The organism is Coleofasciculus sp. F4-SAH-05, assembly GCF_040222985.1.
GTDB classification, from domain to species: Bacteria; Cyanobacteriota; Cyanobacteriia; order Cyanobacteriales; family Coleofasciculaceae; genus Coleofasciculus; species Coleofasciculus chthonoplastes.
This window is the reverse complement of the sequence record NZ_JAVKBY010000193.1, coordinates 13,589-39,205: the sequence shown is the minus strand read 5'-3', so window position 1 is coordinate 39,205 and position 25,617 is coordinate 13,589. Positions and strand designations below refer to the sequence as shown.

Here is a 25,617-nt window from a genome sequence, read left to right as displayed (position 1 = left end):
AACTACCTTGATCTTCCGGGTTCTGCCCCGCTTGGCTAACGCTAACATCTGCCCAAGTATTGAAAGCGGCAACGTACAATAGAAAGGACGCAAGCAATCGTTACATTACTTCTTATGTCAATTTTGGCGGCGATCGCAGTCTTGGCGGTTTTAATTGTGGTGCATGAGCTGGGTCACTTTATGGCAGCTCGTTTGCAGGGAATTTATGCCAATCGCTTTTCCTTGGGTTTTGGTCCAGTTCTGTGGAAATACCAGGGACCCGATACGGAATATGCGATACGCGCTTTCCCCTTGGGCGGATTTGTTGGTTTCCCCGATGATGACCCCGATAGCGAGATCCCTCCGGATGACCCAAATTTACTCCGCAATCGACCCGTTTTAGACCGAGCGATTGTAATTAGTGCTGGGGTAATTGCCAACCTAATTTTTGCTTACTTTCTTCTGGTAGTGCAGGTGGGAACGGTGGGAATTACTGACTTCAAATTTCAGCCGGGAGTACAGGTTCCAGAAATTGCCGCAGAAAGTAGCTTAGTGGCGAAACAAGCAGGGATTAAACCCGGTGATGTTATTTTAGCGGTTGAGGATCAACCCTTGGGAGCCAGTCGGAATGCAATCTTTACCCTAACGACCGAAATTCAAAATTCCCCCAACCAACCCCTAGAACTGTCGATTAAGCGGGGTGAACAAACCTTGTCCCTGGACGTGACGCCAGAACCCGGAGACGATGGCAAAGGTAGAATTGGCGTACAACTGGCACCCAATGGTGAAATAGTCCGCAAGTACGCTGACGGACTTGTCGAGATGTTTACGATTGCGGCTGACGAATATCAGCGCCTGAGTACTGAAATTGCCAAGGGTTTTGGTCAACTGATTAGCAATTTTGGTGAAACGGCTGAACAAGTATCCGGTCCGGTAGCGATTGTGGCAATTGGCGCGAATATTGCCCGTTCTGATGCGGGAAATCTGTTTCAGTTTGCGGCGTTAATTAGCATCAATTTGGCGATTATTAATATCTTGCCCTTACCCGCGCTGGATGGGGGTCAACTGGCATTTTTAGCGATCGAGGGAATTCGCGGAAAACCTATCCCTACAGAAGTTCAGCAAAATATCATGCAAACGGGATTGGTTTTACTTTTAGGGTTAGGACTTTTCCTGATTGTGCGGGATACGGCAAATTTAGTTCCCTCAAGTTGGGTGCAAAATTTGTTCCAATGAAATAGTTTTGAGTTTTGAGTGTGTAGGGGCGGGTTTAACTACTATCGTTTTTTACCTCACCCAGATGTAACTAAACCCGCCCTGGCTAAGTTTTAAGTTTAGAGAGATAGCTACATCTAAATTTTGCATGAGCATCACCCGTAAATGGTCTGCTAAACAGCAACGGGCATTGGAGATTTTGATTCGCCTGAAGCGACTTTATCCGGATGCTCACTGTACACTCAATTATGACACTCCTGTACAGTTACTGGTGGCGACGATTCTCTCGGCACAATGTACGGATGAACGAGTGAATCAGGTGACACCGGAGTTGTTTCGCCAATTCCCTAATGCTAGAGCGATCGCGCAGGCAGATATTGAGGTGCTGGAAGCCTTGGTGCGTCCAACTGGATTCTATCGCAATAAGGCGAAAAATATTCAAGGGGCTTGTCGGATGATCGTCGCCGAGTTTGGCAGTCAGATTCCGAGACGTATGGAACTGCTGATCAAATTACCGGGTGTAGCTCGCAAAACTGCCAATGTTGTGCTAGCCAATGCCTTTGATATCCACGAGGGAGTGACGGTGGATACTCATGTCAAGCGCTTGACTCAGCGTCTGGGTTTGACGGAACATAGTGACCCCATTCGCATCGAACGTGATTTAATGCGACTGTTGCCTGTGGAAGACTGGGAAAACTGGTCAATTCGGTTAATTTACCATGGTCGGGCAATTTGTCAGGCGAAGAAGCCGAAGTGCAATGCTTGCTTACTGGCTGATTTATGTCCCAGTGCTAGGATTGAGGGATGATGGGGAGCAATGTAGAGACGTAGCATGCTACGTCTGGGAGCAGGGGGAGTGATTTCCTAATCAATAAATGACGAATGACAAATGACGAATGACAAATGACCAATGACAAATGACCAATGACAAATGACCAATGACAAAGGACGAATGACAAAGATAAGATAGGAAACAGTGTCTTTATTTAGGGAAACGCCAAAGACTCATGGCTAAAAAAGGAATGATTGAGCGCGAGAAAAAGCGCCAGAAGCTGGTTGAGAAGTATGCGGCTAAGCGAGCAGCACTGAAAGAACAGTTTGATAATGCGTCCTCTCCGGCTGAAAAACTAGAGATTCACCGGAAGATCCAACAGTTACCCCGCAGTAGTGCGCCGAATCGGGTACGGAATCGCTGTTGGGTAACTGGGCGTCCCCGGGGCTACTATCGGGATTTTGGTCTATCTCGCCATGTGCTGCGGGAATGGGCGCATAAAGGATTACTCCCAGGAGTAGTCAAGTCGAGTTGGTAGATTTGGGTCATTGGTCAATCGTTCTTAACCAAAGATAAAGGACAAAAGACCAATGACTGATGACTAATTCCCACAGCAACGGTCAATACCCAGACTGTCGAGGAGCAAATCGCTAACCGCGTTGGCGATCGCGAATTCACTATAGAAGCTTTCTCGGAAGTCGAAAGCCTGCATTTCGGTGACAATGGCAATGACCAAAGAACCGACATCGTTTTCGCCTTCTAAGCGTTGGCGGACAAAGATTTGGGAGGCGCGATCGGCAATGTCCTGATTTGCTGGTTCTGGTAGAAATTCATGATCCAGCCAATACACCAAAGCGTCTCGCAACCATTTTCCTTCCTGCTGGGCATTTTCAGCAGGGGGAAGGGTAACTGGGGGAATGGGTTCAGCCATAAAATCTCAAAAGTTAGCTGTCTACAGTCAAACGGTTCATTTTCGGGATGGGAAAGCTACTATTCTGGGGACATAAGCTGTTCGGCATTGAAACACCTTATTGCCAATAATTGCGAAGTCCTTGTTGTGCGAACGCTACTGATACTTTCTATCTCCCTTGTCTCCCCTATATGCTACTTATGACCACAACTTGGTATTAACCCTACATACTGTTTAAAATTTGTCAACCTCAAAAATTGAAGTCCTGTGACCAGCATAATTGAGAAAGTAATCTTGGATTTAATCAGGGAGATGTCATTTTTAAGCATAGCGAAATTATGTCTGATCAGGGAAATCTTAAAATGGTGTTTAGCGATTCGAGAACAGGGACTCTCAACCGAGTTCTAGTACTATGGAGTTAAATATTCCGACAATAATTCAAGGATATGCTCAAGGCTATTTTTTGATGGCGGATGAAACCCGATCACTAGGGTGGTACTCTAGTCGCCAGCGAGCAATCATTCCCTTAGATGAGCGGTTTCGCTATCCTAAATCTCTACAACGGGTTCTCAATCAGAAGCGGTTTAGCACGGCAATTAACCGAGACTTTAAAGGAGTTGTGGCAGGTTGTGCCAATCGGGAAAGCACCTGGATTTCTCCGGAACTCCAGGAAATTTATTGGTTACTTTATCAGGAAGGTTGGGCGTATAGCTTTGAAACGTGGCAAGGAAATGAACTAGCGGGTGGGATTTTAGGGATTGTGATTGGCGGCGCGTTTATTGGCGAATCCATGTTTTATCGGATTCCCGAAGGCTCGAAGGTGGCGTTAGTCAAATTAGTCGAGCGGTTGCGATCGCGCGGCTTTTTGTTGTTTGATGTACAAATGATGAATCCTCACTTGGCTCGCTTTGGCGCTGGTACGATAGAGGAGCAAAAGTATCAGGTGCTACTACGACAGGCGTTGCGACGGCGATGTTATTTTGATCGGATTCCGGTATGAAATTCAGGGAACTTCAGATTAGAAATAGGCAACAGCCAGGGATTGAGGGTTTTTACAATTCTTAACTCACCAGCCCCGAAGGGGCGGGTGTGGGGTGTGGGGTGTGGGGTGTAGGGGAGGAGACTAGCCCCTACACCCTGCGCTTGATCGCACGTCACTTAATCAAATCCCCGTAAACTTAGATTCCCTGGCTGTCGAGGGCTTAACCGGGTTGAGTGGTTAACAACTCCGCAGGTAAACGCTTGAATGTCAGCCGTTCGTTCTCCACATCCACAAATATGGTATCGCCGTCACTAAACTCACCCCGCAGCATAGCTTTAGCCAATTGGGTTTCTAATTCCCGTTGAATCGCCCGTTTCAGGGGACGTGCGCCGTACACAGGATCATACCCAACTTCAGCTAAGTAATCGATCGCGGCTTCTGATAGCTTCAGTGACATTTGCCGTTCGGCTAACCGTGTTTCCAGTAGCTGGGTTTGTAGGGAGACGATATGGCGTAACTGGTGTTTTTGCAGGGCGTGGAAGATAATCACTTCATCAATCCGGTTCAAAAACTCTGGACGGAAACTCGTCCGCATCGCATCCATGACTCGTCCCCGCATTTCGTCATAATGGGTATCATCCCCGGCTAAGTCGAGAATGTACTGTGACCCAATATTGCTGGTCATGATAATCACGGTATTCTTGAAGTCTACCGTATGTCCTTGAGCATCGGTGACTCGACCATCATCGAGGATTTGCAGCATAATATTAAACACATCATTATGCGCCTTCTCGATTTCGTCAAAGAGAATCACCGCATAGGGGCGTCGCCGAATCGATTCGGTTAACTGTCCCCCTTCTTCGTAGCCAATATAGCCGGGAGGCGCACCAATGAGGCGAGAGACGGCGTGTTTTTCCATGTATTCCGACATATCAATCCGCACCAAGGCGTCTTCGGTGTCGAAGAGATAGGCGGCGAGGGCTTTTGCCAATTCGGTTTTCCCCACACCCGTCGGACCGAGGAAAATGAAGCTAGCGGTGGGACGATTGGGATCAGATAATCCTGCACGCGATCGCTGAATTGCATCGGCTACCGCAGTAACGGCTTCTTCTTGTCCGACGACTCGTTGATGCAGTTCGTCTTCGAGTTGTAGGAGTTTCTCTTTCTCGGATTCTACCAGTTTGCTGATCGGAATTCCGGTCCACTTGGAGATAATTTCGGCAATATCAGACTCGGTGACTTCTTCCCGCAACAGGGACTTACCACTGGTTTGGGTATCGTTTAACTGGTGTTCCGAGGCTTGTAAGGATTGTTGTAACTGGGCGAGTTTGCCGTATTTGAGTTCAGCCGCCCGATTCAAATTATATTCCCGTTCGGCTTGGCTGATTTCTATATTGACGCGATCAATTTCTTCTTTAATCCCTTGAATCCGATCCAGAACGTCTTTTTCCGATTGCCATTGGGCGTTTAAGGTGCGTTGTGCTTCTTTTAGATTAGCGAGTTCTTGTTCCAGACGCTCTAACCGTTCCATAGAAGCCGGATCACTATCTTTTTGTAAAGACAGCTTCTCCATTTCCAGTTGCAGGATTTTGCGATCGATTTCATCGAGTTCTTCCGGTTTGGAGGTAATCTCCATTTTCAGTCGGGCGGCGGATTCATCGACTAAATCAATAGCTTTATCGGGGAGGAAGCGATCGCTAATATACCGGGTGGAGAGTGTGGCGGCGGCGACTAAGGCACTATCAGAGATTTTAACCCCGTGGTGAACTTCGTAGCGTTCTTTTAAGCCTCTGAGGATGGAAATGGTATCCACGACACTGGGTTGATCGACAAAGACTTGTTGGAAACGCCGTTCTAAGGCGGCATCTTTTTCTAAATATTTGCGATACTCATCTAAGGTGGTTGCGCCAATACAGCGCAACTCGCCTCTAGCCAGCATGGGTTTGAGTAAATTCCCCGCATCCATCGATCCTTGTGTCGCCCCTGCACCGACAACGGTATGGATTTCATCAATGAACATGATGATTTGTCCCTTGGAGTCGGTGACTTCTTTAAGAACCGCTTTCAATCGTTCCTCAAATTCCCCTCGGAACTTCGCCCCGGCGATTAACGCCCCCATATCTAAGGCGATTAATTTGCGATCTTTGAGGGATTGGGGAACATCTCCGGCGACAATTCGCTGGGCTAATCCTTCGGCAATAGCCGTTTTACCCACTCCAGGTTCCCCAATCAAAACCGGGTTATTTTTGGTGCGACGGGAGAGAATTTGGACAGTGCGGCGAATCTCATCATCTCGCCCAATCACGGGGTCAAGTTTGCCCTCTCTAGCCGCTTCGGTTAAATCCCGTCCATACTTGTCTAGGGCTTCGTATTTGCCTTCTGGGTTTTGATCAGTCACAGTTTGGTTCCCCCGAATCTGGGTAATCGTATTTCTCAGCGTTTGTTCGTCTAGTTTAAATTCCTGAAATAGGCTTTTGCCAAAGCGATCGTCTTTCACATACGCTAACATCAGATGCTCTACGGAGATGTAGTCATCGTTAAATTCTTTACGGTAAGCATCAGCCCGATCTAACAATGTATCCAGGCTACGCCCCATATAAATCGAGGAACTACTCCCGGAAACCTTGGGTTGGCGCTGGATAAAGGCGTCGGTGGCTTCCCGGATTCGCTGTACCGGGATTTGGGCTTTATTGAGAATGCTGATCGCCAGCCCCTCTTGATCCAGCAGGGCTTTCATCAAATGTTCGCTTTCAATTTGTTGTTGCTGGGCGGCTTTAACCACATCTGGGGTATGGGCGAGGGCTTCCCAGGCTTTTTCGGTAAATAGATTGGGATTATTGGGTTGCATAGTCAGTTGTTACCGTAGAGAATTTATTTAACTGACCTTATTGTAAGAAGCGGCTGGCGATGGCTGGATCGGTGTTCACTGCTTTTTTACGGGGTATTTCAGCACCACGGAGGTACGCCAGAAGGCAGAAGGCAGAAGGCAGAAGGCAACAGTAATCTATTTTATTTCACCGTAGGGACACGGCATTGCCGTGCCCTACAAGTGCCAACCCTCCTGAAACTGAGGAAACTACCGTTATTAATTTATGCCAGCTAAAGATTTATTTCACAATACCGTTAGAACAGCACTTGAAAAAGATGGATGGAGAATTACTGATGATCCGCTGTTTCTTAAAGTTGATAGTCTTGATTTTTATGTGGACTTAGCCGCTGAGAGAATGTTAGCCGCAGAGAAAGCTGGTCAAAAGATAGCTATCGAGATAAAATTTTTTTTAGGATTATCTATAGTGACTGAGTTTCATACAGCCCTTGGTTAGTTTCTCAATTATCGTTCTGCGTTAAGAAAGAAGCAACCAGAACGGATTTTATATTTAGCAGTGTCTTTCGATAGTTACGCTGATTTTTTTGCTGGCAGTTTTATTCAAGATGTTATCGCAGAGCATCACTTAAGACGGTTGATTTTTGACCCAGAGAGAGAGGAGATTGTTTTATGGATAAACTAAACTATCGTCAACTGGTGCAAGCAATCCTGAAACGTCATGTAGGCAATGGTTTAAACAGTAATACAGAAGTTCAACTGATATTTGATCCAGAGCGCGATCGCTACCAAGTCTTGCATATCGGTTGGGAAGGGTTGAGTCGCGTCTTTGGTTGCATTATCTATGTAGAAATTAAGGATGGAAAGATTTGGATTGAGCGTGATGGAACAGAAATCGGAGTGGCTAATGAATTAGTTGAAGCTGGCGTTCCCAAGCAAGATATTGTTTTAGCCTTTCATGCTCCCTATAAACGTAAGTTTACTGAATTTGCGGTTGGTTAGAGTACGGAACTCTCATGTAGAGGTGGCTTTTTTACGGCGTATTTCAGCACCACGGAAGTATGCCAGAAGGCTTTCAGAAGGCAGATGGCAGGAGACAGGAGGCACCAGTAATCTATTTTATTTCACCGTAGGGGCACGGCATTGCCGTGCCCTACAAGTGCCAACCCTACTAAAACATTATGTAGGCAACCATTTAAACAGATTTTCACGTTGCTGCCTCCAATACGGCTAAGATTTTACCCAAATTGTCCAAGCTATACTCAACTGGAGAAATACTGACAGCTTTGCCATTGATCTGCAATAATTTCCAGCGATCGCCTGTTGTTACTGCACCATACACAATGTCACTCTGGTTGAATATCTGGGCGGCAATCATTGTAGCAAGGCATTGCCCTAACTCAGCAACAATACTCTCATTTTTGGCTTCGACAATCGTCAAAATCGGAGCTTTGATGTAATAGAATTCATCCGATGCCGTGACAATAAAATCGCAGCGTCCCTTTAAGCCCAGTTCTTCGTTGACGTTGAAGGTTTTACCCGAAAATACAACCACATTTTTTCTCCGACGCAATTCGTTCAGGATGGGAGTGATAATTAGTTCTGACCTAGCTTTTTCAGTATTGGTGGCTAAGGCAAGCAGTACATTATCTTCCAAGTCTTGAACTAATCGAGGACTGGGTTCAACGGGTTCTATGTTGGCTGTCCAATTGGTTCGTTCATCTAACACTAACTCGAACATTTCCTGTACAATTGGCAGGGTAAACTGTTCGTAAGATGTGGGCTTATCGGTCATTAAACATACTCCTTCACTGATCAATCTACTACTCCAAGCTTTGGCTGTACTCTATCTTATTTCACAGCAAGGGTACGGCAATGCCGTGCCCCTACAAGTGCCAACCCTCCTGAAACGTCATGTAGGCATAATGTAGGGGCGGGTTTAGGGATAAACCTTGGATGCGACACCGCTAGCGTTACTGCAAAACCCGCCCTCCCCCTACCTAAAATTGGGGAATAAATTTGATGATTAAATCAGGCGCACATTGGAAAAGGGCGCACGGAGCGTGCCTACAGTTCGTTCCTTTATCCTATTTGAATCCCGCGCCATAGCCATCGTGTAGGGGCGGGTTTAGGGTTAAACCTTGAATCAACACTGCTAAGCTATGTTCAAAACCCGCCCTTAATCCTTGGCATCTCACTCAACGCTAAAATGAACATAACCGTTAGCGTTACAGTTCAAGAGTGTCAGATGTCAGTCAGTCCTACCGTTTCTCCTCCTCCCTTAGAAAATGGCGATCGCCTCACCCGCATCGAATTTGAGCGTCGCTATCAGGAAATGCCAGAGAATAAAAAAGCCGAATTAATTGAAGGAGTGGTTTACGTGGCTTCACCCGTTCGTGCTAACCGTCACGGTAGACCCCATGCCAAAATCATCACCTGGTTAGGAACATACGGGGTGGCGACACCAGGAGTCGATGTGCAGGATAATACTACAGTCCGTCTGGATGCAGATAACGAACCGCAACCCGATGCCTTACTGCGAATTGAACCAGAAGTTGGGGGAAACTCTCGGATTAGTGAGGATGATTATATTGAAGGCGCACCAGAGTTAATCGTAGAAGTAGCCGCTTCCAGTGCCTCTTATGACTTAAATGATAAACTCAATGCCTATCGTCGCAATGGTGTCCAAGACTATATTGTGTGGCAAAGTTATGAAAATCGTATTGATTGGTTTCGCTTAGAAGCGGGGAGATATATTTCCTTAGAACCCGATGAAGCGGGGATTATTCGCTCTCGTGTTTTTCCGGGATTATGGCTAGCGGTGAATGCGTTGCGCGAGGGGAATTTAGCTGAAGTTTTGGCAGTGTTGCAGCAGGGAATACAGACAGCAGAACATCAGGCATTTGTCCAGCGTTTAAATCCCCAGGGGTAATCTTAATGTAGGGGCGCAAATACGTGCGCCTAAAATCGTTTCAAGCCCTAAACGATTAAACCCAGGGCGACCCAATCCAATTAAGTGGAATCGTGTTGTTCATTGATGCAAGCGGGTCGCCCCTACCGCCAGAATTGTTTCAAGCTACGCTATTAAGCTGAGGGCGACCCGATCCAATTGAGTGGAATCGTGTTATTCATTGATGCAAGCGGGTCGCCCCTACCGCCAAAATCGTTTACAGCTACGCTATTAAGCTGAGGGCGACCCGATCCAATTGAGTGGAATCGTGTTGTTCATTGATACAAGCGGGTCGCCCCTACAGTTCATTAAATTCCTCGCCATAGCCATCGTGTAGGGGCGGGTTTAGGGATAAACGTTGAATCAACACCGCTAACTTTTGTGCAAAACCCGCCCTTCATCATTGGTGTCTCACCCATCATTGTGTCGGGGCGGGTTTAATCATTATTGCCGCAATTTTTTCAGTGTTTTGATCACTTCCTGAGAGGACTTCATATCCCCTTGCTCATAAAACACTTTCGCCGCTTTCTGAAAATCGGCAATTGCTCGTGGTTTATCTCCCAGACGACGATAAGCAAATCCGCGACAGGTTAACGCCGTGGCATTATTTGGATTATCCTGTAAGACATAATTAAACGCTTCAATAGCGCCGTGGAAGTCTTCCTGATTCAACTTGTGTACGCCGATCTTATGGTACTCTTGATGCGTTGGTTCATCCGTCACCACGGATACAGGTTCTGGGGAGAACGGAGTCGCCAAAGATCGGGTTTTCACCATGTCTAAATCCGCGATCGCGCCTTGGTAATCCCCCATCGCTGAACGCACGGTGCTGCGTTGGTTATAAGCTTCTGTATACTTCGGATCGAGATTCAATACCTGATTATAGGCATTCAGCGCCGCTTGATAATCGCCTAATTGATAGCGTAAATGTCCTTGAACCATTAACCCTTGAATCAGTTTCGATTCATCATCCTCAACGGCGTCGGTTTCTTGATTCAATGTATTGGCAATCTGTTGGAAAAATGCCTTCGCCGCCACGGGTTCTAGGCGCATCGCTTGGTCAAAATCCTCAATACTTCCCCAATTTTCTCCCAATTGCAACCGCACATAACCGCGATTCAGATACGCTTGAGCATCATTGGGGTTCAATTCCAAGACATGATTAAAATCTGCGATCGCTTCCTGATAGGCTCCTAAAGCGATGTGATTCATCCCCCGGTTAAAATAAGCCGCCGCCAGATTCGGATTAATCGCTAAAGCGCGATCGCAATCTACAATCGCATCTTGATAAGCTTCTAGTTCAAACCGGGCAATTCCTCGATTCAGATACCCTTCAGCTAAGTTCGGATTCATCCGAATCACTTGATCACAATCCGCGATCGCACCCTCATAATCTTCTAATGCCAACCGCAGCATACTACGATTCAGATACCCTTTAGCATAATTCGGCTCAATTTGCAAGGCTTGATTATAATCCTGCATCGCGCCCCAGCGATCATTAAGAGTCGCCAGAATCAAACCGCGATCGCTATAAGCTTGGGCATTTTGAGGATCAAGCCGTAACACCTGATCAAAATCCCCGATCGCACCCAAAGCATCTCCCTGACAATAGTGACTCATTCCCCGATAATGGTAAGCCTGCACCAAATCGGGATTAATCTGCAACGCTTGGTTAAACGCCGCGATCGCACGGCGATAGTCCCCTTGTTGAAACGACGCGATTCCCTGACTCAAAAAGGTATGGGCGTCAGATTGCACATCCTTTATCCCAGTCGAGGGATTCTCGGATAGTTTAGAATTCCCTGATAAAACCATAGTCTCATCCTGCTGATGCTTATCGCCACTCATGTCCGTCAACCGAACAGTTTTTCCTCTTCTTGTTTCGCCGGTGCGATCGCTTCATCCGGATTCGTTATTCGTCTTATGTCATTTGTCATTTGTCATTTGTCATTTGTCATTTGCTTACTTCCCTAGCCAGCAATATCCCCCAGAAGGGCGGGTTTAGTTAAGTTATCCGTTTTGCGCCATAAGTTATCCGTCAAACCCGCCCCTACACCCTCTGCTTCCCCTGCTCCCCCTGCTCCACTCTCACGGTACCAATTTCCTGATAAGCTAAAACGCATTTAAATCGTGTATTAGCTGTTGCCTGTTGCCTGTTGCCTGTTGCCTTTCAGAGTTTGAGGTATCCCAATTTAAATGCCGAACAGCTTACTGAGCGTTTGCCACTTTTCTACATCTTCACCACTCCGAACAGGTTCTGGTGTGGAAATGGCTCTCACTTCATCAAAGAAAACCTGACTGTAGGGAATAACTAACTCTGTGGCTAATTTTTTTTGAATGGCTTGATCAAGATGCTGGTAAATCAAACTTAAATGGGGATTGAGAACATAATTAGAGGGTTTAGCCGAGTTATTGCGTAAGGTTTCGGAAATCTGAGTTAGAATTGCCGATGGGTGGAACTGCACAAATAATGTCTTGGTGTATAGATCGCTATAGCCAACCTGATCGATATCCAGCATAAACCCAGAAACATTCTTTACCGCTGTTTCGATTAATTTATCAATTGATTCATCAGCCGTATAGTTTTCCGAATAGATAGTGACGTGAGGCTCAAACCTGGGCGCATTATGGGCTTTAGCTAGAGAATTTATCATCTCTTGAAAAAAGGGTTGATAAGCTGCTGATGGTATCAGCCAGAACGATATCTTAGTATTCATTTGGTATCTAGAGCTGTATATCCCATGTAGGGGCGGGTTTAGGGAAATAATTAACCCAGAAATTAATAACTTTTCTACAAAACCCGCCCTTCCTCCCCCTCACACTCAACTGATCACCTAAATCCCAAATTTACAGAATAGCGACGATGAAAGTTATGATTAGGGCGGGTTTCGTTGTTTAATTTAAGATAGGTTTCCTCATTTTATCCCTAAACCCGCCCCTACAAGTAACTGATGATCGTTCGTATGGGTCAATTCAGAAATCATCCTCAGAGAAATCTGACAAGTCCGGTGGAACGACAACCCGATCAACCGAAACTTTATGACTTTCCCGTTCACTGTCTAAATCGACAGTAATTGCTTCAAACCGAATTTCCACTGTACCAAAAGGTACAACTAACTGGGTTAAGGCTTCTAATTCCCCCGATTTATTGGGGCTTAAATCCATTAACCAACGGGGTCCATCCAGTAGGGAGCGACTTTGACGATCTTGAACCCATAATTTAACGCCTAAGCGAGCCGAATGAGGGTTCAATTTAATCTTTAGCAGTACAGGTTCCCCAGCCGCTAGTTCCTGAGTCGGGATGAATAGTTCTGGTGTGGGTAAGGGCGTCCCTAAGTCGAGTTGAGCCATGTCAGAAGTTCTCAGGTGTGATTGCGCTCCTGTTTCTGTCTCAATGGTTCTTGAACCAACTGGACCAGACGCTGAGGATTCGGTAGTCGAGGGTTCATCCTCAACCACAATTTCTCGCTCCAACAACTCCTCACGATTCAAGGGAGGATGATCGGGTTGGATGGGGGGTTCGAGTTTCGGGATCTCCTCATGATTTAGACTCCCTACCTCCTCGGTGTCTTCATCCCACATCGATTCATCAAAGCCATTTAATCCTTGATCTTCATCATCAGAGGATGGCGGAATTTCTTCGGGTTGAGCAAATAATGGATCAACCTCTGGCTCGGATAGTTCCCCTTCCAACTCAACCAACTCCTCGCTAGAGGGTAACTCCACTTTCAGCCATTCAGCTAAATCCGTATCCGTCATTAACGCATTCAAACGCCCCCAGAATCGCTCATTCAGGTTGAGTTCAGTGAAAGCGCGATCAACCGCGATCGGATCTTGATCGATGGGTGCAGCACTTGACATCGCGGCTGTTTTCCACTCGGATAAGTCTGGATTCGCTATCTCCTCTCCCTGGGATGATTCGGGTTCCGCCTCTGGTGTTGATGTCCAGACATCGGATATCTCGGTGGACTCTGTAGAAGCCTGTTCAGATGTTTCTGCTAAGGCGGCGAGATTGTCCTCTAGGGGGGGCGTTTCATTTGAGGGTTCAGCGGACTCAGTTCCGGTTTCCGCCTGCACAGAGGCTTCAGTGACAGCCGTGTTAGGAACAGAGATATTCTCGTTTGTTTCCCCCTCGCCTGTTTCCTGCACCAGAGATTCGGTGACAGATGAGTCGATTACGAAGTCTTCTGTTGTATCGTCGGGTGCTGAAGGCGTGGTTTCGGTTGTCTGTTTATCAGTGGGTTCAACAGCTTGCGATCGCGTTTCTGTTTCTGGCTGGATTTGATCAAGGGATTCCGATGCTTTTCCTGGGGTTGGTTTGGGCTGAGAAAAGGTAGGCAAATCCAGGGATTTGGTTAATCCGGGCTGGGATTGGGGGTGATAAAGCTGTGGGGGTAAAGGTTGATGGGATGAGGGTTGGTAGATTAAAGGCTTACGGCTGTTCGGATTATCAACCAGATCAAGAAATATCTGATTCAGAGGAATTGACTGTGACGTGGGTTGTGGGGTAGAAATTTTAGGAGTTGTGTCTTCCGATTTTGTCCAATTTCCCGATTGAACCGCAACTAACAATTCATCTAAATCTACCGTGACTGTAAACGGTTGACTGGCTAATGCTGTCCCCGTTGATTCGTACAGGTTAACTTTTCCTAGTAATAAACAGGTTTTGCTGTCTGAGGGAATCTCTAGAGTCTGGCTAAAAGTGACGGGAAATGCGGGTGCAGCTATGGGTGTTCGTACATCCACGACAACCTCTCCGGTTTGCGGATGACGTAATTCATAGTGTAGGATGCCCTGAAACTGATTCGTCTCACTGGGTACAGTTTCCCTAGAGTCTAGCTGATGCACATTGAACTGATCCACCTGTCCGGCTACCGTCAAGGATTCTCCCCGTTGGGTGACTAAAGCTTCCTCCTCTAAGGTTAATGTTAATCCTTGCCATAGCGTCTCCTCTGGTGAGGAAAATTCAGATTCTGTGGGGATGGGAATGGGCAATTCTGAAGACTCAGAGGCTTCAAATTCTTTGATCACCGGATCAAGTACCTGTTGCAACACTTGCTCTAGCATTTGCAGGGATTGATCCAAGATGGGGTTTGAGATAGGAGATGGGGAAGAGTTAGAGGTTTGGATGGGGATATCGGGTTCGGGAATCCCTAACTCAGGTAAGACTTCTGGGGAGGGAGAGGGGGCGTTTTTTTCTAGTGGTGTCGTTTCCTCTTCATCCCCAGTTTTGCCATTTGTTGGTTGGGAAAGGGAGTGTTCTGTATCCGTTGGCGAGGTTTCTGTCGCCGCTATAGGGGTTTGAGGGAGGGGCTGAGTTTGGGGTAAGGTGATGGTCTCAGTTAGAGTAGGTAACTCAGTTGGAGAGGGGGATTGGGCGGATTGGGCGACAGGGTGAGATGAGTCGAGTGAATCATTATCCGCGATCGCAGGTTGCTCTTGTGTCTCTGGGCTATGGAGGGAAGTGATCAATGGCGGGTGAAGTTCCTCAGGATGCGCGGAGTCATTATTTACCGTTTCAGAAGTGATCTCATGTCCTTCTGCCTTCTCTGCGCCTTCTGCCTGATTGAAAACCTCACTCACCTTAGGTACAACCGATAACTGTACCGTTTCCTGCCAGGAATTGCCCAGAAAATCAGACATAATATCGCCACAGCAGCGCAACTCCCACAGACCGGGCTTAAGATAGGTAAAGGGAATAATCACCATTAACCCATCAGGGTTAGTACGGCGCGATCGCTTTTGATACCGTCGCTTGGGTGGTGTTTGATTAGTATCGGTATGCGTCACGCAAATTTCCACATCGGTGTTGGCGAGACTCGAATGAGCCACTACCCGGTATCGACCCACATCCAAGTCAAGCTTAGGGGATTTGATCGGTAACCAAGTGCGATCGCCCTCTTTTTGGAGTAGAAATTCCCAATAGTCCATAATCGTTAACGATTCTTGATTAAGTCGTGAGTAGGTTATAGTGAGTCAAAATTTGGTTAACTCGTTCTCGACTCACCGCATCAGAATCATCAGCATGTTGAATCCATAACCCCTCTACTTGACTTTGATTGTAATCAAACGTCTGGGACATTTGGGGGATTAGCTCAACGTCTACTCCTTCTACTTGCCGTAAATGAGCCGCCACCTCTCGATAAACGGCTAAAGGTAATCTCGAACCAGATACATAGTATCGTAGTGATTGGCTTGCCACAGGCTGTACGTTTTAATTCAATCGTTTACATTATCGGGTATATTCAGAAAGAGACGCGCCATGGCACGTCTCTACAAACACATTCATCAGCGCAAGTAATCTCAACGATCACGCGGGTGGCGGTGGCAAGGAACCTGTAGAGGATTCGGCTTGTGCTGGAGTTCCCGCCGGTTCTTCACCAACTTGTCTAGCCACTTCTTGACCATATTGCTCCAGAACAACCACTGGCGTCGGACCGCGATTCACTTCAATCCGCTTAACCAGAACTTGTCCGTTGGAAATCCTTTGTCCTTCTTGGACGTAGCGGCTTGGTTCATCGGGAACTTTGACAATAGCTCGAGGCACATTGCCAATTTGGACTACGCCCTCAACTTCCACTTGCCTAGCTAGTGTAGGGTCTGGTAATTTTGGCAGTTCGGGAACCAAGGGAGGGGGTTCCGGAACCGGACTGCCACTGGCTGTCTTACTACCTGGTTTCCCTCCATTACCACCGTTGGCAGTAGTTCCCCCTGGTGAGGTTGCTGCTCTTGGTACTACATTAGAGCCGTTGCCACCTGTGCCACCTGTGCCACCTGTGCCACCTGTGCCACCTGTGCCACCTGTTCTTCTGCTTTGATTGCCACCGCCTGGACGACCTGGACTACCATTACCCGTCCCTCTCTGAACTGGAGGCGGGGGGACTCGCGGCACAACAGGTACAGGTATAGATTGTCCTTGTGCTTGAGGATTAGGCGATACGGTTACTTCCGGTTTTAGGGTAAGAGTAGCAAAGGGATCGCTGCGTCCTTTTTCTACTTTTCTAACTTGTTCCTGGGGTGACCCACTTTGGATCAACCCTGAGGCTGTCGGTAATCTGGGCTGCGTGTCTACATCAGGATTTTTAAAGGGAGCGACTTCCGGTGGAGGTTCTGCGCTTGGCGATTCCTCTGTCGTCGGCTCTGGCACTTCGCCAATTGGTTCAGTCTCGTCCCCCTGACAACCTCCTATGTACAATGCTAATACTGTGATCAACCCAACTAATAATTTTTTATGCATGATCGAGTCCCCCCATATTTTTACAGAAGACACCACACAGAACACCCCAATTAGAAGTGACATCATCCCACACCAAATCAAAGATTCTGGTGTGGGCTTCCAAGCTTCACAACTTGGATTTCCTGGTTTTTCCCCTTCGGCTACGCGGTAGCTGAGCCTGTCGAAGCTCAGGGGATTTCGACACTTACCTAGACTGAGACGAGTACATTTCAGTCCCCGGTAGACCGTCTGCACAGGCAGTTTCAATTCCCGCTAGCCCAGCGGTACTGGTTCGTTTGATTTGCCTTGGTTATTGACGCTTCGACTCCGCGAGGGCGTCAATTATCGAATTCGAGAATCAACTCACGGTGCAGCAATTTCAACTAGCTTTGTGATTTGTGAGCAGATGTATCCAAGGATGATGTCAATTTACCACATTGATGTTGGGGGAGTCCAGTGTATCCCAGCGCCCAATTAAAAATTATGGCGTGGGTCTTATTGCTCCCCCTCTCCCCCCACAGTTAGATAAATTTCAACGTATTCTCTCTACCTACTATTATAGTAAAAGCGTTGTGGAAGCTTTGACTGCTATCGGCTACTAGCGATCGCGCCATCATCTTTGACACTTACTATTCCCCACCATTCATAATATTTTTCATGGCGTTGAGTCCTTTTTTCATGCGGCGAGACACGGTTACCACACTAATATTCAACAACTCTGCCACTTCTTTCTGAGTTAAGTCATATAAAAAGACAAATTCTAAAACCTCGCGAGTCCGTTGTTCTAGGTGAACCAGCGCTTGTTGCAAGCGAATTTGGTCTTCTTGTGCCAGTTGAAAACTGCGATATCCTGGATCAGGGACAATATCACCCAAACTGGTTGTGCCATCTTCTTCGTCACCAACAGGCGTATCTAGGCTCAGAGGTTCTCGATTCTGATGCGCTAGTTTAATTTCTTGCCATTCGGCTAGAGGAATTTCAAGAACTTCCGCTACTTCTGCATCGGTGGGTTGGCGATTGAGTTCCTCTCGTAACTGGCGAATAATAGCGATAGACTGTTGTTGTAGCGCCAACCAGCGCCGGGGGATACGAATACAACCGCCGCGATCGCGCAAATAGTGCTGAATTTCACCACGAATGTAGGGAATAGCAAAGGAACTAAAGGCATTACCCTTGCTGGGAGCAAATCGCTCAATCGCTCGAATCAGACCTAGACAGCCAACCTGTAGCAAGTCTTCATAGCTTTCTGTACATTGATTGACCCAATAATGAGCTTCTCGTCTAACTAGCCCAATATTGAGATACACTAGCTGGTTGCGAATCTCTGCGGATTTGGATTGCTGATAGTCTCGCAGCAGTCGCAGGCTTTCGTGTTTTAGTTCTTGTTCGTGGGTAATGGAAGTCAGCATAGCAAAAGTAAGGGGGTAGAAGCGTACTTTGAGTGAGAACCCTTAACTCAAGCCAGCGGTTCGGTGGGAAATTTGCTGCTGGAATCTAGAGGTTCGGATCACTACAGGTCAGGATCACTAATAGATTAGCCAGCTACAGCCGTTTTTCACAAGTACGGCTACCACAACGCCAGGAAGCAGGAGTAGGGTAAACCCATGAGCTAACGTTTTGGCTAATCTTCAAGGAAAGCAGTCAGTACACCCTAATATCGCACCATGTTACAGCAGGACTCCCGTTTGGGGAACAAAATTTAGCTGAAAGTTCTAAGCTTGTATAGTAGTTTATCGAAAGCATACCCCATTCAGTTAAGTATAACTCATATTTGCGATCGCTCCAGAGAACAGAGAAGCCTCCTAGTGCAGTGAGCAGGGAAATCACTGAACAGCGAACATCTCCCCCAGCTTCCCCTAACCACAACACGTATTCAGCAGCCCCTAACTAATTTCTTGCCAACCATTTCTGAGCGTTCAATCGCTGTATGGTATAAAACACCAGCAGATCGAGAGACACTTTGCGTTCATCAATCATAAATGACTCAAGGGTACTGGGCTTAGCTCCCTTGGGCGAACAGGAGAAGGCTTTTTGCGCCTTTATATCCTCATCGGGGAAATATACGTTAAATTGACGCTGACCATTAGCGAAGCGACCAATGACTTGCCAGCAGTCTGGCTGGGTACTTAGACCGGGAATCGTAAATTTTTCCTTGACAAAATTGACCTCTACATCATCGACACCTTGTTCACCAAAGGCAGTCTTTAACGCGGGTAGGTACTCTTGTTCGATAAATTCCGGGAACGGTTTGTCCTCAGGTGCTGGCGGTTTCTCTTTTTTGGCTTTAGAGGATTTAGGTTTAGCCCCTTGAGCGTCCGGATTAGATTTGTTTTTTTCTGGCATAACGACTTACTTGCAGGTTTTTCTGATAATTTCTCTTTATATTTTTACAGAAAAAGGAGCCATCAATTAACCTGTTGCCCATCTCTTTGCCGGAATTCATCCGGATTAACCGCCACTGACAGGGGGGATTAGGACAACCTCATCTCCTGCTTGCAAAATCGTATCCGGTTCAACAAACTGGAGGTTGATACCAAAACGAGTCAAATCCCGCCAGGGTTTCAGTTGAGGATGTTCGGCGATTAAGCTATCCAGAAGGACAGATACAGGGGTTTGGGCGGGGAACTCCCGTTGAAGTTCAGGGACGCCGTAGGCGTCTTGATAAGCGGCGAATAGTTTGATGGTGACACAAATCAAAGGTTCGGACATCCGGCGTGATCCGCTAACAAATGCTCCAATCTTTATCCTAACCCGCCCCTGACAATTCTCACCTTGCTCTCCCACCTCCCCCAGCTCCCCCATCTTCCCCAGCTCCCCCAGCTCCCCCAGCTCCCCCAGCTCCCCCAGCTTCCCTCCTTTGCCACACTGCACTAGGCTGTGTGACGCACTTTGATCACCGTCTGAGGCAAGACTCCCACCAACAGAGAAAAAGCCTCATTCGGTAATTTAGCAATTGTTTCCGCGTCAAAGAAACCCTCAAATTGCTCTATCATCTTTTGGGCGCGTTGCAGGGGAACTGGGTTATCCGTAATTTGCATCGTTAATCTCACCCACTGTCGTCGAATCAGATATGCCCGCTTTCGCTCTTCTGATGATTCTGGAGAGAGTAAAGAAAGGTTCCCCACAGGTAGCACCCGTTGACAATCCAAATCGAATAATCCTCCCACCCCTGAACCTGGTCCAGCAAATTCAGCATGATAGCGCTTGAATAGAATTAAACCATTCCGACGCCGAGGATTAACGATCAGCAACTGTTGATCGTGAAGCTGCTGAAGAATTTTTCCTTCCGGTGAGTTGTGGAAATTTGGGCTTTGTTTATTCATGCCACTAGAGCCTTGAGCGTTGGCGAAACTATTGGGGGGGGCCAGCACCTCCTCTTCTTCGTAAAGAGCTGTTTGGCAACGCTGGTTATTTTCGCTCTCCATTTCAACTCGTATCGCTTAATTTCAAGGGAGCCGGGATGCACCCAGGTTGAACGCACAACTAATCAATTCCTTTGGTTATCAGTCTTTGATAATAACCAAAAAGAGAAGTTTTGTTGATCATCTATGTTGAATTACCCGATCAAACCAACTCAGATCGGTGTAATTTGTTGCTTCTCGACAAATTTATAACTCTATTTTATGGCATACGGTGACAGGTATAGGTCAGATCAATTCCCTACAGATGGCTGAATTGGGGCAATATACGCCTATTTGTTAAGAAATTTTATGAAGATTCGGTGAAGAAGCGGGAACGTTTTTTAAAGAAATGGTAAAGCTGGATCGAGAAACTCGATTCCCAAAGGCGGCAAAGTGGAGATTATTTCCCCAACTGTGTCACTTACCGCCGTGAGGAAAAAAATTAGCCTTATGGTTATCCAGGTGTTCCCGTATTTAAACGCTTGCGTAATAACAAACGTTGAGGATGGCGTCGCCAGAGACTGTAACTCGGCTCTAGATGATGCAGTTGATAGCCCATTTTCAGGTAAAGTTGCCGCGCTTGATCGTTACTATCTAGGACATGAAGGTAAAGATTGGGAAAGCCCCATGCCAAGGATTGACGCTCGCAAGCTAGCAGTAATTGTCCAGCCACACCCCGTCGCCGACAACACCTTCTAACCGCTAAATTAGAAATGTAAGGATACTGGTGATCTTGAGGTTGCCAGGATGGGGGAGAACGGAGGGCAATTTCGACAGTGCCGACGAGTAGCCCGTCAGCACTATCGCCAGAAGCATCAGGGTTGAGGGCAACAAAACAGGCATAATGGGGAGAATTGCCACGCAGTCGATTCCGCAGATCTTCATAAATTCCTAATCGCCAAATTGGATAAACCAAACGCCAGAGTCCCTGTTGCGAGTGAAAGCTATCCGCTAGAATTTCCGAGAGCGCAATTAGATCTTGGTCTTTTGCCCTCCGGATCGTTAAGCGGGAAGCATCCACAGCCAGCGTCTGCTGAGCTTCAGAAGCAACTTTGTGGGACATCACGAAAGAAAAGCAGGGGTTCACCATCGCAAAAACATAAAGAGCGCCATCACCACTCCCTTGGGATCAACACTTAACCAGAAATCATCGTCTTTCGTTTGTAGAACGATAGTATTGTACAAGGAGAGCATTGACGAATCACTTCTTCCCACAGCGCTTTCCCAGGGGCATGACACCATCATAAAGCCGATCAAGGCGCAGCGCTTTGCGTCCTCAAGGTATGCTCGATCCCCTAAATTTTCATGATTCGCCCAAAATAGAGGAGTTAGGCGCGATCGCATGACTTTTAGGGTAAACCAAAAACCAAGACGCTCAGAACAAACATGACTAGTCGGCAACTTGAGGCAGAATACAACCATACTGGAAAACAAAAATTAAAATCAATTGGGGTGTACCACTAACTACCGTCACAATAGCCAAATTGCCGCAGGACAAGTAACATGCTTCCTTTAGCCCGTCGTGATAATCGAACTACACTTCCCTGGAGTCAGAGATTTCTCACCGAGCCAGTTATTGCCAGCCGTAAAAATCTCTAACGTGCGTGCAAACTGTTTTTATTCGCAAAATCTCTGGCAGCAGGAGAGCGGTGCATGAGATCTCAATCCACACGAAAGCCTAAACTTCTGGTTGTTGATGACGAACCCGACAACCTGGACTTGCTCTATCGAACATTCCATCGTGACTATAAAGTCTTGCGGGCAGACAATGGTCCTGCCGCACTAAAAGTTTTGGAAGCTGAAGGAGACGTAGCTGTCATTATCTCCGATCAGCGTATGCCCCTAATGAGCGGTACCGAGTTTCTCAGTATCACCGCCGCTCAATATCCTGATATTATCCGGATTATCTTAACGGGGTACACCGATGTTGAAGACCTGGTTGAAGCCATCAATGCGGGTAAAGTCTTTAAATACGTCACCAAGCCCTGGAATGCCGAGGAACTCAAGTCAGTCGTGCGGCAAGCCATGGACACTCATAATGTCCTTAAGTCCCGCACCAGTGAACTCTGTCGGGCGTTGCGTCGGGAAACCCTGCTGAATACCGTAACCAATACCATTCGCAATGCTCAGTATGACAAAAGTGGTAGTTCCCCGCTTAAAGACGTTCTACAGCGGATTGTCGAGACGGTGGGTCACTTGCTAGAAGTCGATGTATGCATTCTTCGTCCCTTCCAGCAAGAGCAGTTGGTCGATGAATGGTTTGTCTATCAACGGCAACAGAGCGATTCAGATGGCGAAACGGCAAGGTTTAGAGACAATGGTAGGCAACCCTTATCACCGAACCATTCACCATTAGACTTAGCACAGCCGCAACCCAACTCCTGTACCATAAAAACCACGGGTGAAGAGACAGACGCCACCTCATCGCTACCGCCGCTTTTAACTGAGACGGTTTGGCAAACCCATGAAGTTACCGTTATTCACGATGTATTGACAGATGAACGATTTAATCAGGATAGTCCTGAAGTCGAAGCTCGGCTACAGGCGTATCAACAGGCTAATATTCGCTCTAGCTTAGTCGTCCCCCTGATTAGTCAACAGGAATTGGTGGCGGTAATGGCGTTACACCAATGTGTAGAACCCTATAGCTGGCAAGATGACGAAATTCAGCTAGTGGTGATGGTGGCAGACCAAGCTGCCATGGCAATTGCCCAGGCACGGGCGTATGAACAGCTACACGCCTTAGCGACGCAGCAAACCTTAATCAACACGATTACCCGCGCCATCCGTTCTAGCCTTGACCCCCAAGAAATTTTTACAGCGATTACTCAACAATTAGGCGTCGCTCTCAACGTTGATGGTTGTGTTCTGTCTCTTTGGAGTGAAGACGATGAGTTTGTTCAATGTGTGGGCTTGTATGATGGGAAATCGACAAAAGTAGTGGGAACGTCGGTTAATCATCACTATCAATCCCCAGAGATTAATCAAGTCTCTCTGACTCATTCCCCTACCTCCTCGATTGAATCTGTTTCCTCAACTCAACTTCCTCTGTCAGCTGTTCCGATTGTCGGTAATCCAGTATTACGGCTGCTTCTTGATACTCAAGCCCCGGTGGTGCTTGATGATTTGGCAGCCAATCCCCAAATGAATGGGTGTGACCTGCCCCTGCGCCAAAATGCCCGCGCCCTTTTGGTAGTGCCTTTATTGGTTGATGGCAAAATTATTGGTAGCATTAGCCTGCGGCAAACCGATACCCCACGCCACTGGCTGCAATCCGAAATTGAGCTTGCCCAAGCCGTGGCATCCCAAGCGGCAATTGCGGTTCAGCAATCGCGACTTTATCAAAAAACGCGACAGCAAGCCGAGCGGTTAATGGAATTAGATCGGCAGAAAACGGAATTTTTCCAAAATGTTTCCCACGAATTCCGCACGCCCCTGACCCTGATGATTGGACCACTAGAATCGGCAATTAATCAACATCAGGGATTACCTTATGAACAAAGTTCAATCGCGCTGCGGAATTCGCGCCGCCTGTTGCGATTGGTTAATCAGCTATTGGATTTACAGCGACTCGATGCGGGACGGATGCAACCGAGTTTCCGTCCCTGTAACTTAATTGAATTTATTAATCAAATTGTTGAAACTTTTAAACCCTACTGCGAGAAAAAAAATATCAATCTCTTGAGCCAGGTCATCCCTTGTCCTGAGATTTATTTAGATATAGAAAAATTTGACAAGGTATTGTATAATCTCCTGTCAAATGCGATGAAGTTTACCAATGCTGGGGGAAGTATTACAATTACTGTTAAATCGACGGACAATAAAGTTTGTCTAAAAATTTCTGATACGGGTATTGGTATTAGTAAAGAACAACTTCCTCATTTATTTGAACGGTTCCGACAAGCAGAAGGCTCAGTCAACCGCAGTTATGAAGGCAGTGGTTTAGGGTTAGCGTTGGTGAAAGAATTAGTCGAACTCCATGGGGGAGAAATTGGCGTATCCTCGGAACAGGGAAAAGGAACAACATTCACCATTCATTTACAACCAGGAAAAGCTCACCTCCCCGTTGAGCAGATTGTGGATGTTGCCACGGAAATCCAGTCCAGTCGCGCCTCGGTGGAACTGGCGGACTTGGAGATGGAATCATTCTGGGAACAACAGGAGCAAACCGAAGCAGAACCTCAAGAAACTGGAGAGGTTTATTCAACCGTTGAGTCAACTGTACCGTTGGCGGCAAAAATAGCGCGAATTTTGGTTGTAGATGATAATTCTGATTTACGGGCTTATGTGAAGAACATTCTCAGGCAATCCGGTTATCAAGTGTGGACAGCACGAAATGGTGAGCAAGGATGGCAAATGACGCAAAAATGCAATCCTCAGCTTATCGTGACTGATTTGATGATGCCTGTGATGTCAGGACTGGATCTGATTCATACAATTCGGGGTTCCGAGGACTTTAAGGGAATACCGATTATATTGCTGACGGCAAAAGCTGATGAAGCCAGTCGGATTGAGGGAACGGAAAAGGGGGCAGATGCTTATCTCTCGAAACCGTTTAATGACCGGGAATTGTTGGCAGAAGTCCGGAATTTGTTGGCGCTTAAAGAACAAGAACAGCGCGTGGTTGAGTTAAATCGATATCTAACCGAGTCGGTACTGAAGCGCTTTTTACCCCCAGCTATGGTAAAGAAAGCAGCACGGGGAGAATTGGCACTGGATTTACATCCAGAACCTCGCTTGGTTACCTCCTTGTTTAGTGATATTGTTGGGTTTACCGAGTTGTCGAATACCTTGCGATCGCGTCGAATTGCTGAGTTGCTAAATGAGTATCTGGTAGCCATGACTCGTGCGGTGTTTGATAATGGGGGTACGGTGGATAAGTTTATGGGGGATGGTATTTTAGCGATTTTCGGCGCTCCTGAAGAATTAAGTCCTCACGAACAAGCTCGACGGGCAATTGCCTCGGCACGACAAATGTTGCGATCGCTGGATGAACTGAATCGACGGTGGCAAGCTAGGGGACTCGTGGGTAATGGAGGACCCCCGCCTGTAAGATTCCGCTGTGGGATTCATCAAGGAACTGCTGTAGTGGGGATGTTTGGTGGGGATGAACGAACCGACTATACCGCGATCGGTCCTTCGGTGAATATCGCCGCCCGACTGCAAGAAGCCGCTGAACCGAATTCAATCCTGGTTTCAGCATCAGTTGCCGATTGGTTAGACGATGACTCGATCGCGAAGTATCGTTCTCTTAAGCTTAAAGGCGTGGATGAAACCGTTTTAACCTTTGCCGTTAACCCTGTACCCGTGAATTCCAATTCACCCGATCAGGGGAGTCGGTAGTGCAGGGAAGTTGGAGAGCAGAGGA

General features: G+C 47.1%; 23 protein-coding genes and 1 pseudogene. 9 read left to right on the top strand and 15 right to left on the bottom strand.

Annotation, left to right across the window (positions count from 1 at the left end):
* Window positions 1-114 precede the first annotated feature (114 nt).
* Both rseP and nth read left to right on the top strand, forming a co-directional pair.
* Complete coding sequence (rseP, locus tag RIG27_RS23015; protein ID WP_446349050.1) at window positions 115-1,215, top strand: RIP metalloprotease RseP; 1,101 nt, start codon at window positions 115-117, stop codon at window positions 1,213-1,215.
* 127 nt (window positions 1,216-1,342) lie between these two features.
* Window positions 1,343-2,002, top strand: a complete 660-nt coding sequence (gene nth, locus RIG27_RS23010; protein WP_446349048.1) for an endonuclease III — start codon at window positions 1,343-1,345, stop codon at window positions 2,000-2,002.
* On the opposite strand, the gene RIG27_RS23005 is transcribed toward nth, so the two are convergent.
* Window positions 1,986-2,153: a hypothetical protein gene (locus RIG27_RS23005; RefSeq protein WP_446349047.1), complete on the bottom strand. Its 168-nt coding sequence runs from the start codon at window positions 2,151-2,153 to the stop codon at window positions 1,986-1,988. The two genes, nth and RIG27_RS23005, sit on opposite strands and share 17 nt — an antisense overlap.
* A 48-nt stretch (window positions 2,154-2,201) precedes the next feature.
* Between RIG27_RS23005 and rpsN the strand changes: the two genes are divergently transcribed.
* Window positions 2,202-2,504, top strand: coding sequence for a 30S ribosomal protein S14 (rpsN, locus tag RIG27_RS23000; RefSeq protein ID WP_446349045.1), 303 nt, complete (start codon window positions 2,202-2,204; stop codon window positions 2,502-2,504).
* Window positions 2,505-2,567: 63 nt separating this feature from the next.
* Here the strand turns inward: rpsN and RIG27_RS22995 are convergent, their stop codons facing one another.
* Window positions 2,568-2,897 carry a hypothetical protein gene (locus tag RIG27_RS22995; RefSeq protein ID WP_006101347.1) on the bottom strand — a complete coding sequence of 110 codons (330 nt, stop codon included), beginning with the start codon at window positions 2,895-2,897 and terminating at the stop codon, window positions 2,568-2,570.
* Between the two features lie 391 nt (window positions 2,898-3,288).
* Here RIG27_RS22995 and aat point away from each other — a divergent pair, with 391 nt between their 5' ends.
* Window positions 3,289-3,876, top strand: a complete 588-nt coding sequence (gene aat, locus RIG27_RS22990) for a leucyl/phenylalanyl-tRNA--protein transferase (protein ID WP_446349042.1) — start codon at window positions 3,289-3,291, stop codon at window positions 3,874-3,876.
* 202 nt (window positions 3,877-4,078) lie between these two features.
* Here aat and clpB read toward each other — a convergent pair whose 3' ends face one another.
* On the bottom strand, window positions 4,079-6,706 hold the full coding sequence (gene clpB, locus RIG27_RS22985; RefSeq protein WP_446349040.1) for an ATP-dependent chaperone ClpB: 2,628 nt from the start codon (window positions 6,704-6,706) through the stop codon (window positions 4,079-4,081).
* Window positions 6,707-6,950: 244 nt separating this feature from the next.
* On the opposite strand from clpB, the pseudogene RIG27_RS22980 reads away from it, so the two are divergent.
* Window positions 6,951-7,367 (top strand): annotated as a pseudogene (locus RIG27_RS22980) (element excision factor XisH family protein).
* Window positions 7,355-7,684: an element excision factor XisI family protein gene (locus RIG27_RS22975; RefSeq protein WP_446349038.1), complete on the top strand. Its 330-nt coding sequence runs from the start codon at window positions 7,355-7,357 to the stop codon at window positions 7,682-7,684. The pseudogene RIG27_RS22980 and the gene RIG27_RS22975 overlap by 13 nt, the downstream one beginning before the upstream one ends.
* A gap of 205 nt (window positions 7,685-7,889) precedes the next feature.
* Here RIG27_RS22975 and RIG27_RS22970 read toward each other — a convergent pair whose 3' ends face one another.
* Window positions 7,890-8,477 (bottom strand): hypothetical protein, encoded by a 588-nt coding sequence (locus tag RIG27_RS22970; protein WP_446349036.1) that lies wholly within the window; start codon window positions 8,475-8,477, stop codon window positions 7,890-7,892.
* 453 nt (window positions 8,478-8,930) lie between these two features.
* Between RIG27_RS22970 and RIG27_RS22965 the strand changes: the two genes are divergently transcribed.
* Window positions 8,931-9,614: a Uma2 family endonuclease gene (locus RIG27_RS22965; RefSeq protein WP_446349034.1), complete on the top strand. Its 684-nt coding sequence runs from the start codon at window positions 8,931-8,933 to the stop codon at window positions 9,612-9,614.
* A 462-nt stretch (window positions 9,615-10,076) separates the two neighbouring features.
* Here RIG27_RS22965 and RIG27_RS22960 read toward each other — a convergent pair whose 3' ends face one another.
* A complete protein-coding gene (locus RIG27_RS22960) occupies window positions 10,077-11,447 on the bottom strand; it encodes a tetratricopeptide repeat protein (protein ID WP_446349032.1) in 1,371 nt (456 codons plus the stop codon).
* 15 nt (window positions 11,448-11,462) lie between these two features.
* Between RIG27_RS22960 and RIG27_RS22955 the strand changes: the two genes are divergently transcribed.
* Window positions 11,463-11,606, top strand: coding sequence for a hypothetical protein (locus RIG27_RS22955; RefSeq protein ID WP_446349030.1), 144 nt, complete (start codon window positions 11,463-11,465; stop codon window positions 11,604-11,606).
* Here RIG27_RS22955 and RIG27_RS22950 read toward each other — a convergent pair.
* From RIG27_RS22950 to RIG27_RS22905, 10 genes are all read right to left on the bottom strand, one after another.
* On the bottom strand, window positions 11,603-11,755 hold the full coding sequence (locus tag RIG27_RS22950; RefSeq protein ID WP_446349028.1) for a hypothetical protein: 153 nt from the start codon (window positions 11,753-11,755) through the stop codon (window positions 11,603-11,605). The genes RIG27_RS22955 and RIG27_RS22950 overlap by 4 nt on opposite strands.
* Window positions 11,756-11,824: 69 nt before the next feature.
* Window positions 11,825-12,349: a 2'-5' RNA ligase family protein gene (locus RIG27_RS22945; RefSeq protein ID WP_446349026.1), complete on the bottom strand. Its 525-nt coding sequence runs from the start codon at window positions 12,347-12,349 to the stop codon at window positions 11,825-11,827.
* Between the two features lie 256 nt (window positions 12,350-12,605).
* Window positions 12,606-15,563: a hypothetical protein gene (locus tag RIG27_RS22940; protein ID WP_446349024.1), complete on the bottom strand. Its 2,958-nt coding sequence runs from the start codon at window positions 15,561-15,563 to the stop codon at window positions 12,606-12,608.
* Window positions 15,564-15,582: 19 nt separating this feature from the next.
* Window positions 15,583-15,834 carry a hypothetical protein gene (locus RIG27_RS22935; protein ID WP_044207489.1) on the bottom strand — a complete coding sequence of 84 codons (252 nt, stop codon included), beginning with the start codon at window positions 15,832-15,834 and terminating at the stop codon, window positions 15,583-15,585.
* Window positions 15,835-15,942: 108 nt separating this feature from the next.
* The gene (locus RIG27_RS22930; protein ID WP_446349022.1) at window positions 15,943-16,869 is read right to left on the bottom strand and encodes a hypothetical protein; all 927 of its coding nucleotides are present in this window, start codon (window positions 16,867-16,869) and stop codon (window positions 15,943-15,945) included.
* Window positions 16,870-17,477: 608 nt separating this feature from the next.
* A complete protein-coding gene (locus tag RIG27_RS22925; RefSeq protein ID WP_446349020.1) occupies window positions 17,478-18,257 on the bottom strand; it encodes an RNA polymerase sigma factor SigF in 780 nt (259 codons plus the stop codon).
* Window positions 18,258-18,735: 478 nt separating this feature from the next.
* Window positions 18,736-19,191 carry a DUF2996 domain-containing protein gene (locus RIG27_RS22920; RefSeq protein ID WP_446349018.1) on the bottom strand — a complete coding sequence of 152 codons (456 nt, stop codon included), beginning with the start codon at window positions 19,189-19,191 and terminating at the stop codon, window positions 18,736-18,738.
* Window positions 19,192-19,296: 105 nt separating this feature from the next.
* Window positions 19,297-19,557 carry a MoaD/ThiS family protein gene (locus tag RIG27_RS22915; protein WP_446347326.1) on the bottom strand — a complete coding sequence of 87 codons (261 nt, stop codon included), beginning with the start codon at window positions 19,555-19,557 and terminating at the stop codon, window positions 19,297-19,299.
* A 161-nt stretch (window positions 19,558-19,718) separates the two neighbouring features.
* Window positions 19,719-20,273, bottom strand: coding sequence for a hypothetical protein (locus RIG27_RS22910; protein WP_446349016.1), 555 nt, complete (start codon window positions 20,271-20,273; stop codon window positions 19,719-19,721).
* A 430-nt stretch (window positions 20,274-20,703) separates the two neighbouring features.
* The gene (locus RIG27_RS22905; protein WP_446349014.1) at window positions 20,704-21,312 is read right to left on the bottom strand and encodes an N-acetyltransferase family protein; all 609 of its coding nucleotides are present in this window, start codon (window positions 21,310-21,312) and stop codon (window positions 20,704-20,706) included.
* Between the two features lie 590 nt (window positions 21,313-21,902).
* Between RIG27_RS22905 and RIG27_RS22900 the strand changes: the two genes are divergently transcribed.
* Window positions 21,903-25,592 (top strand): response regulator, encoded by a 3,690-nt coding sequence (locus RIG27_RS22900; RefSeq protein ID WP_446349012.1) that lies wholly within the window; start codon window positions 21,903-21,905, stop codon window positions 25,590-25,592.
* Window positions 25,593-25,617: the final 25 nt, after the last annotated feature.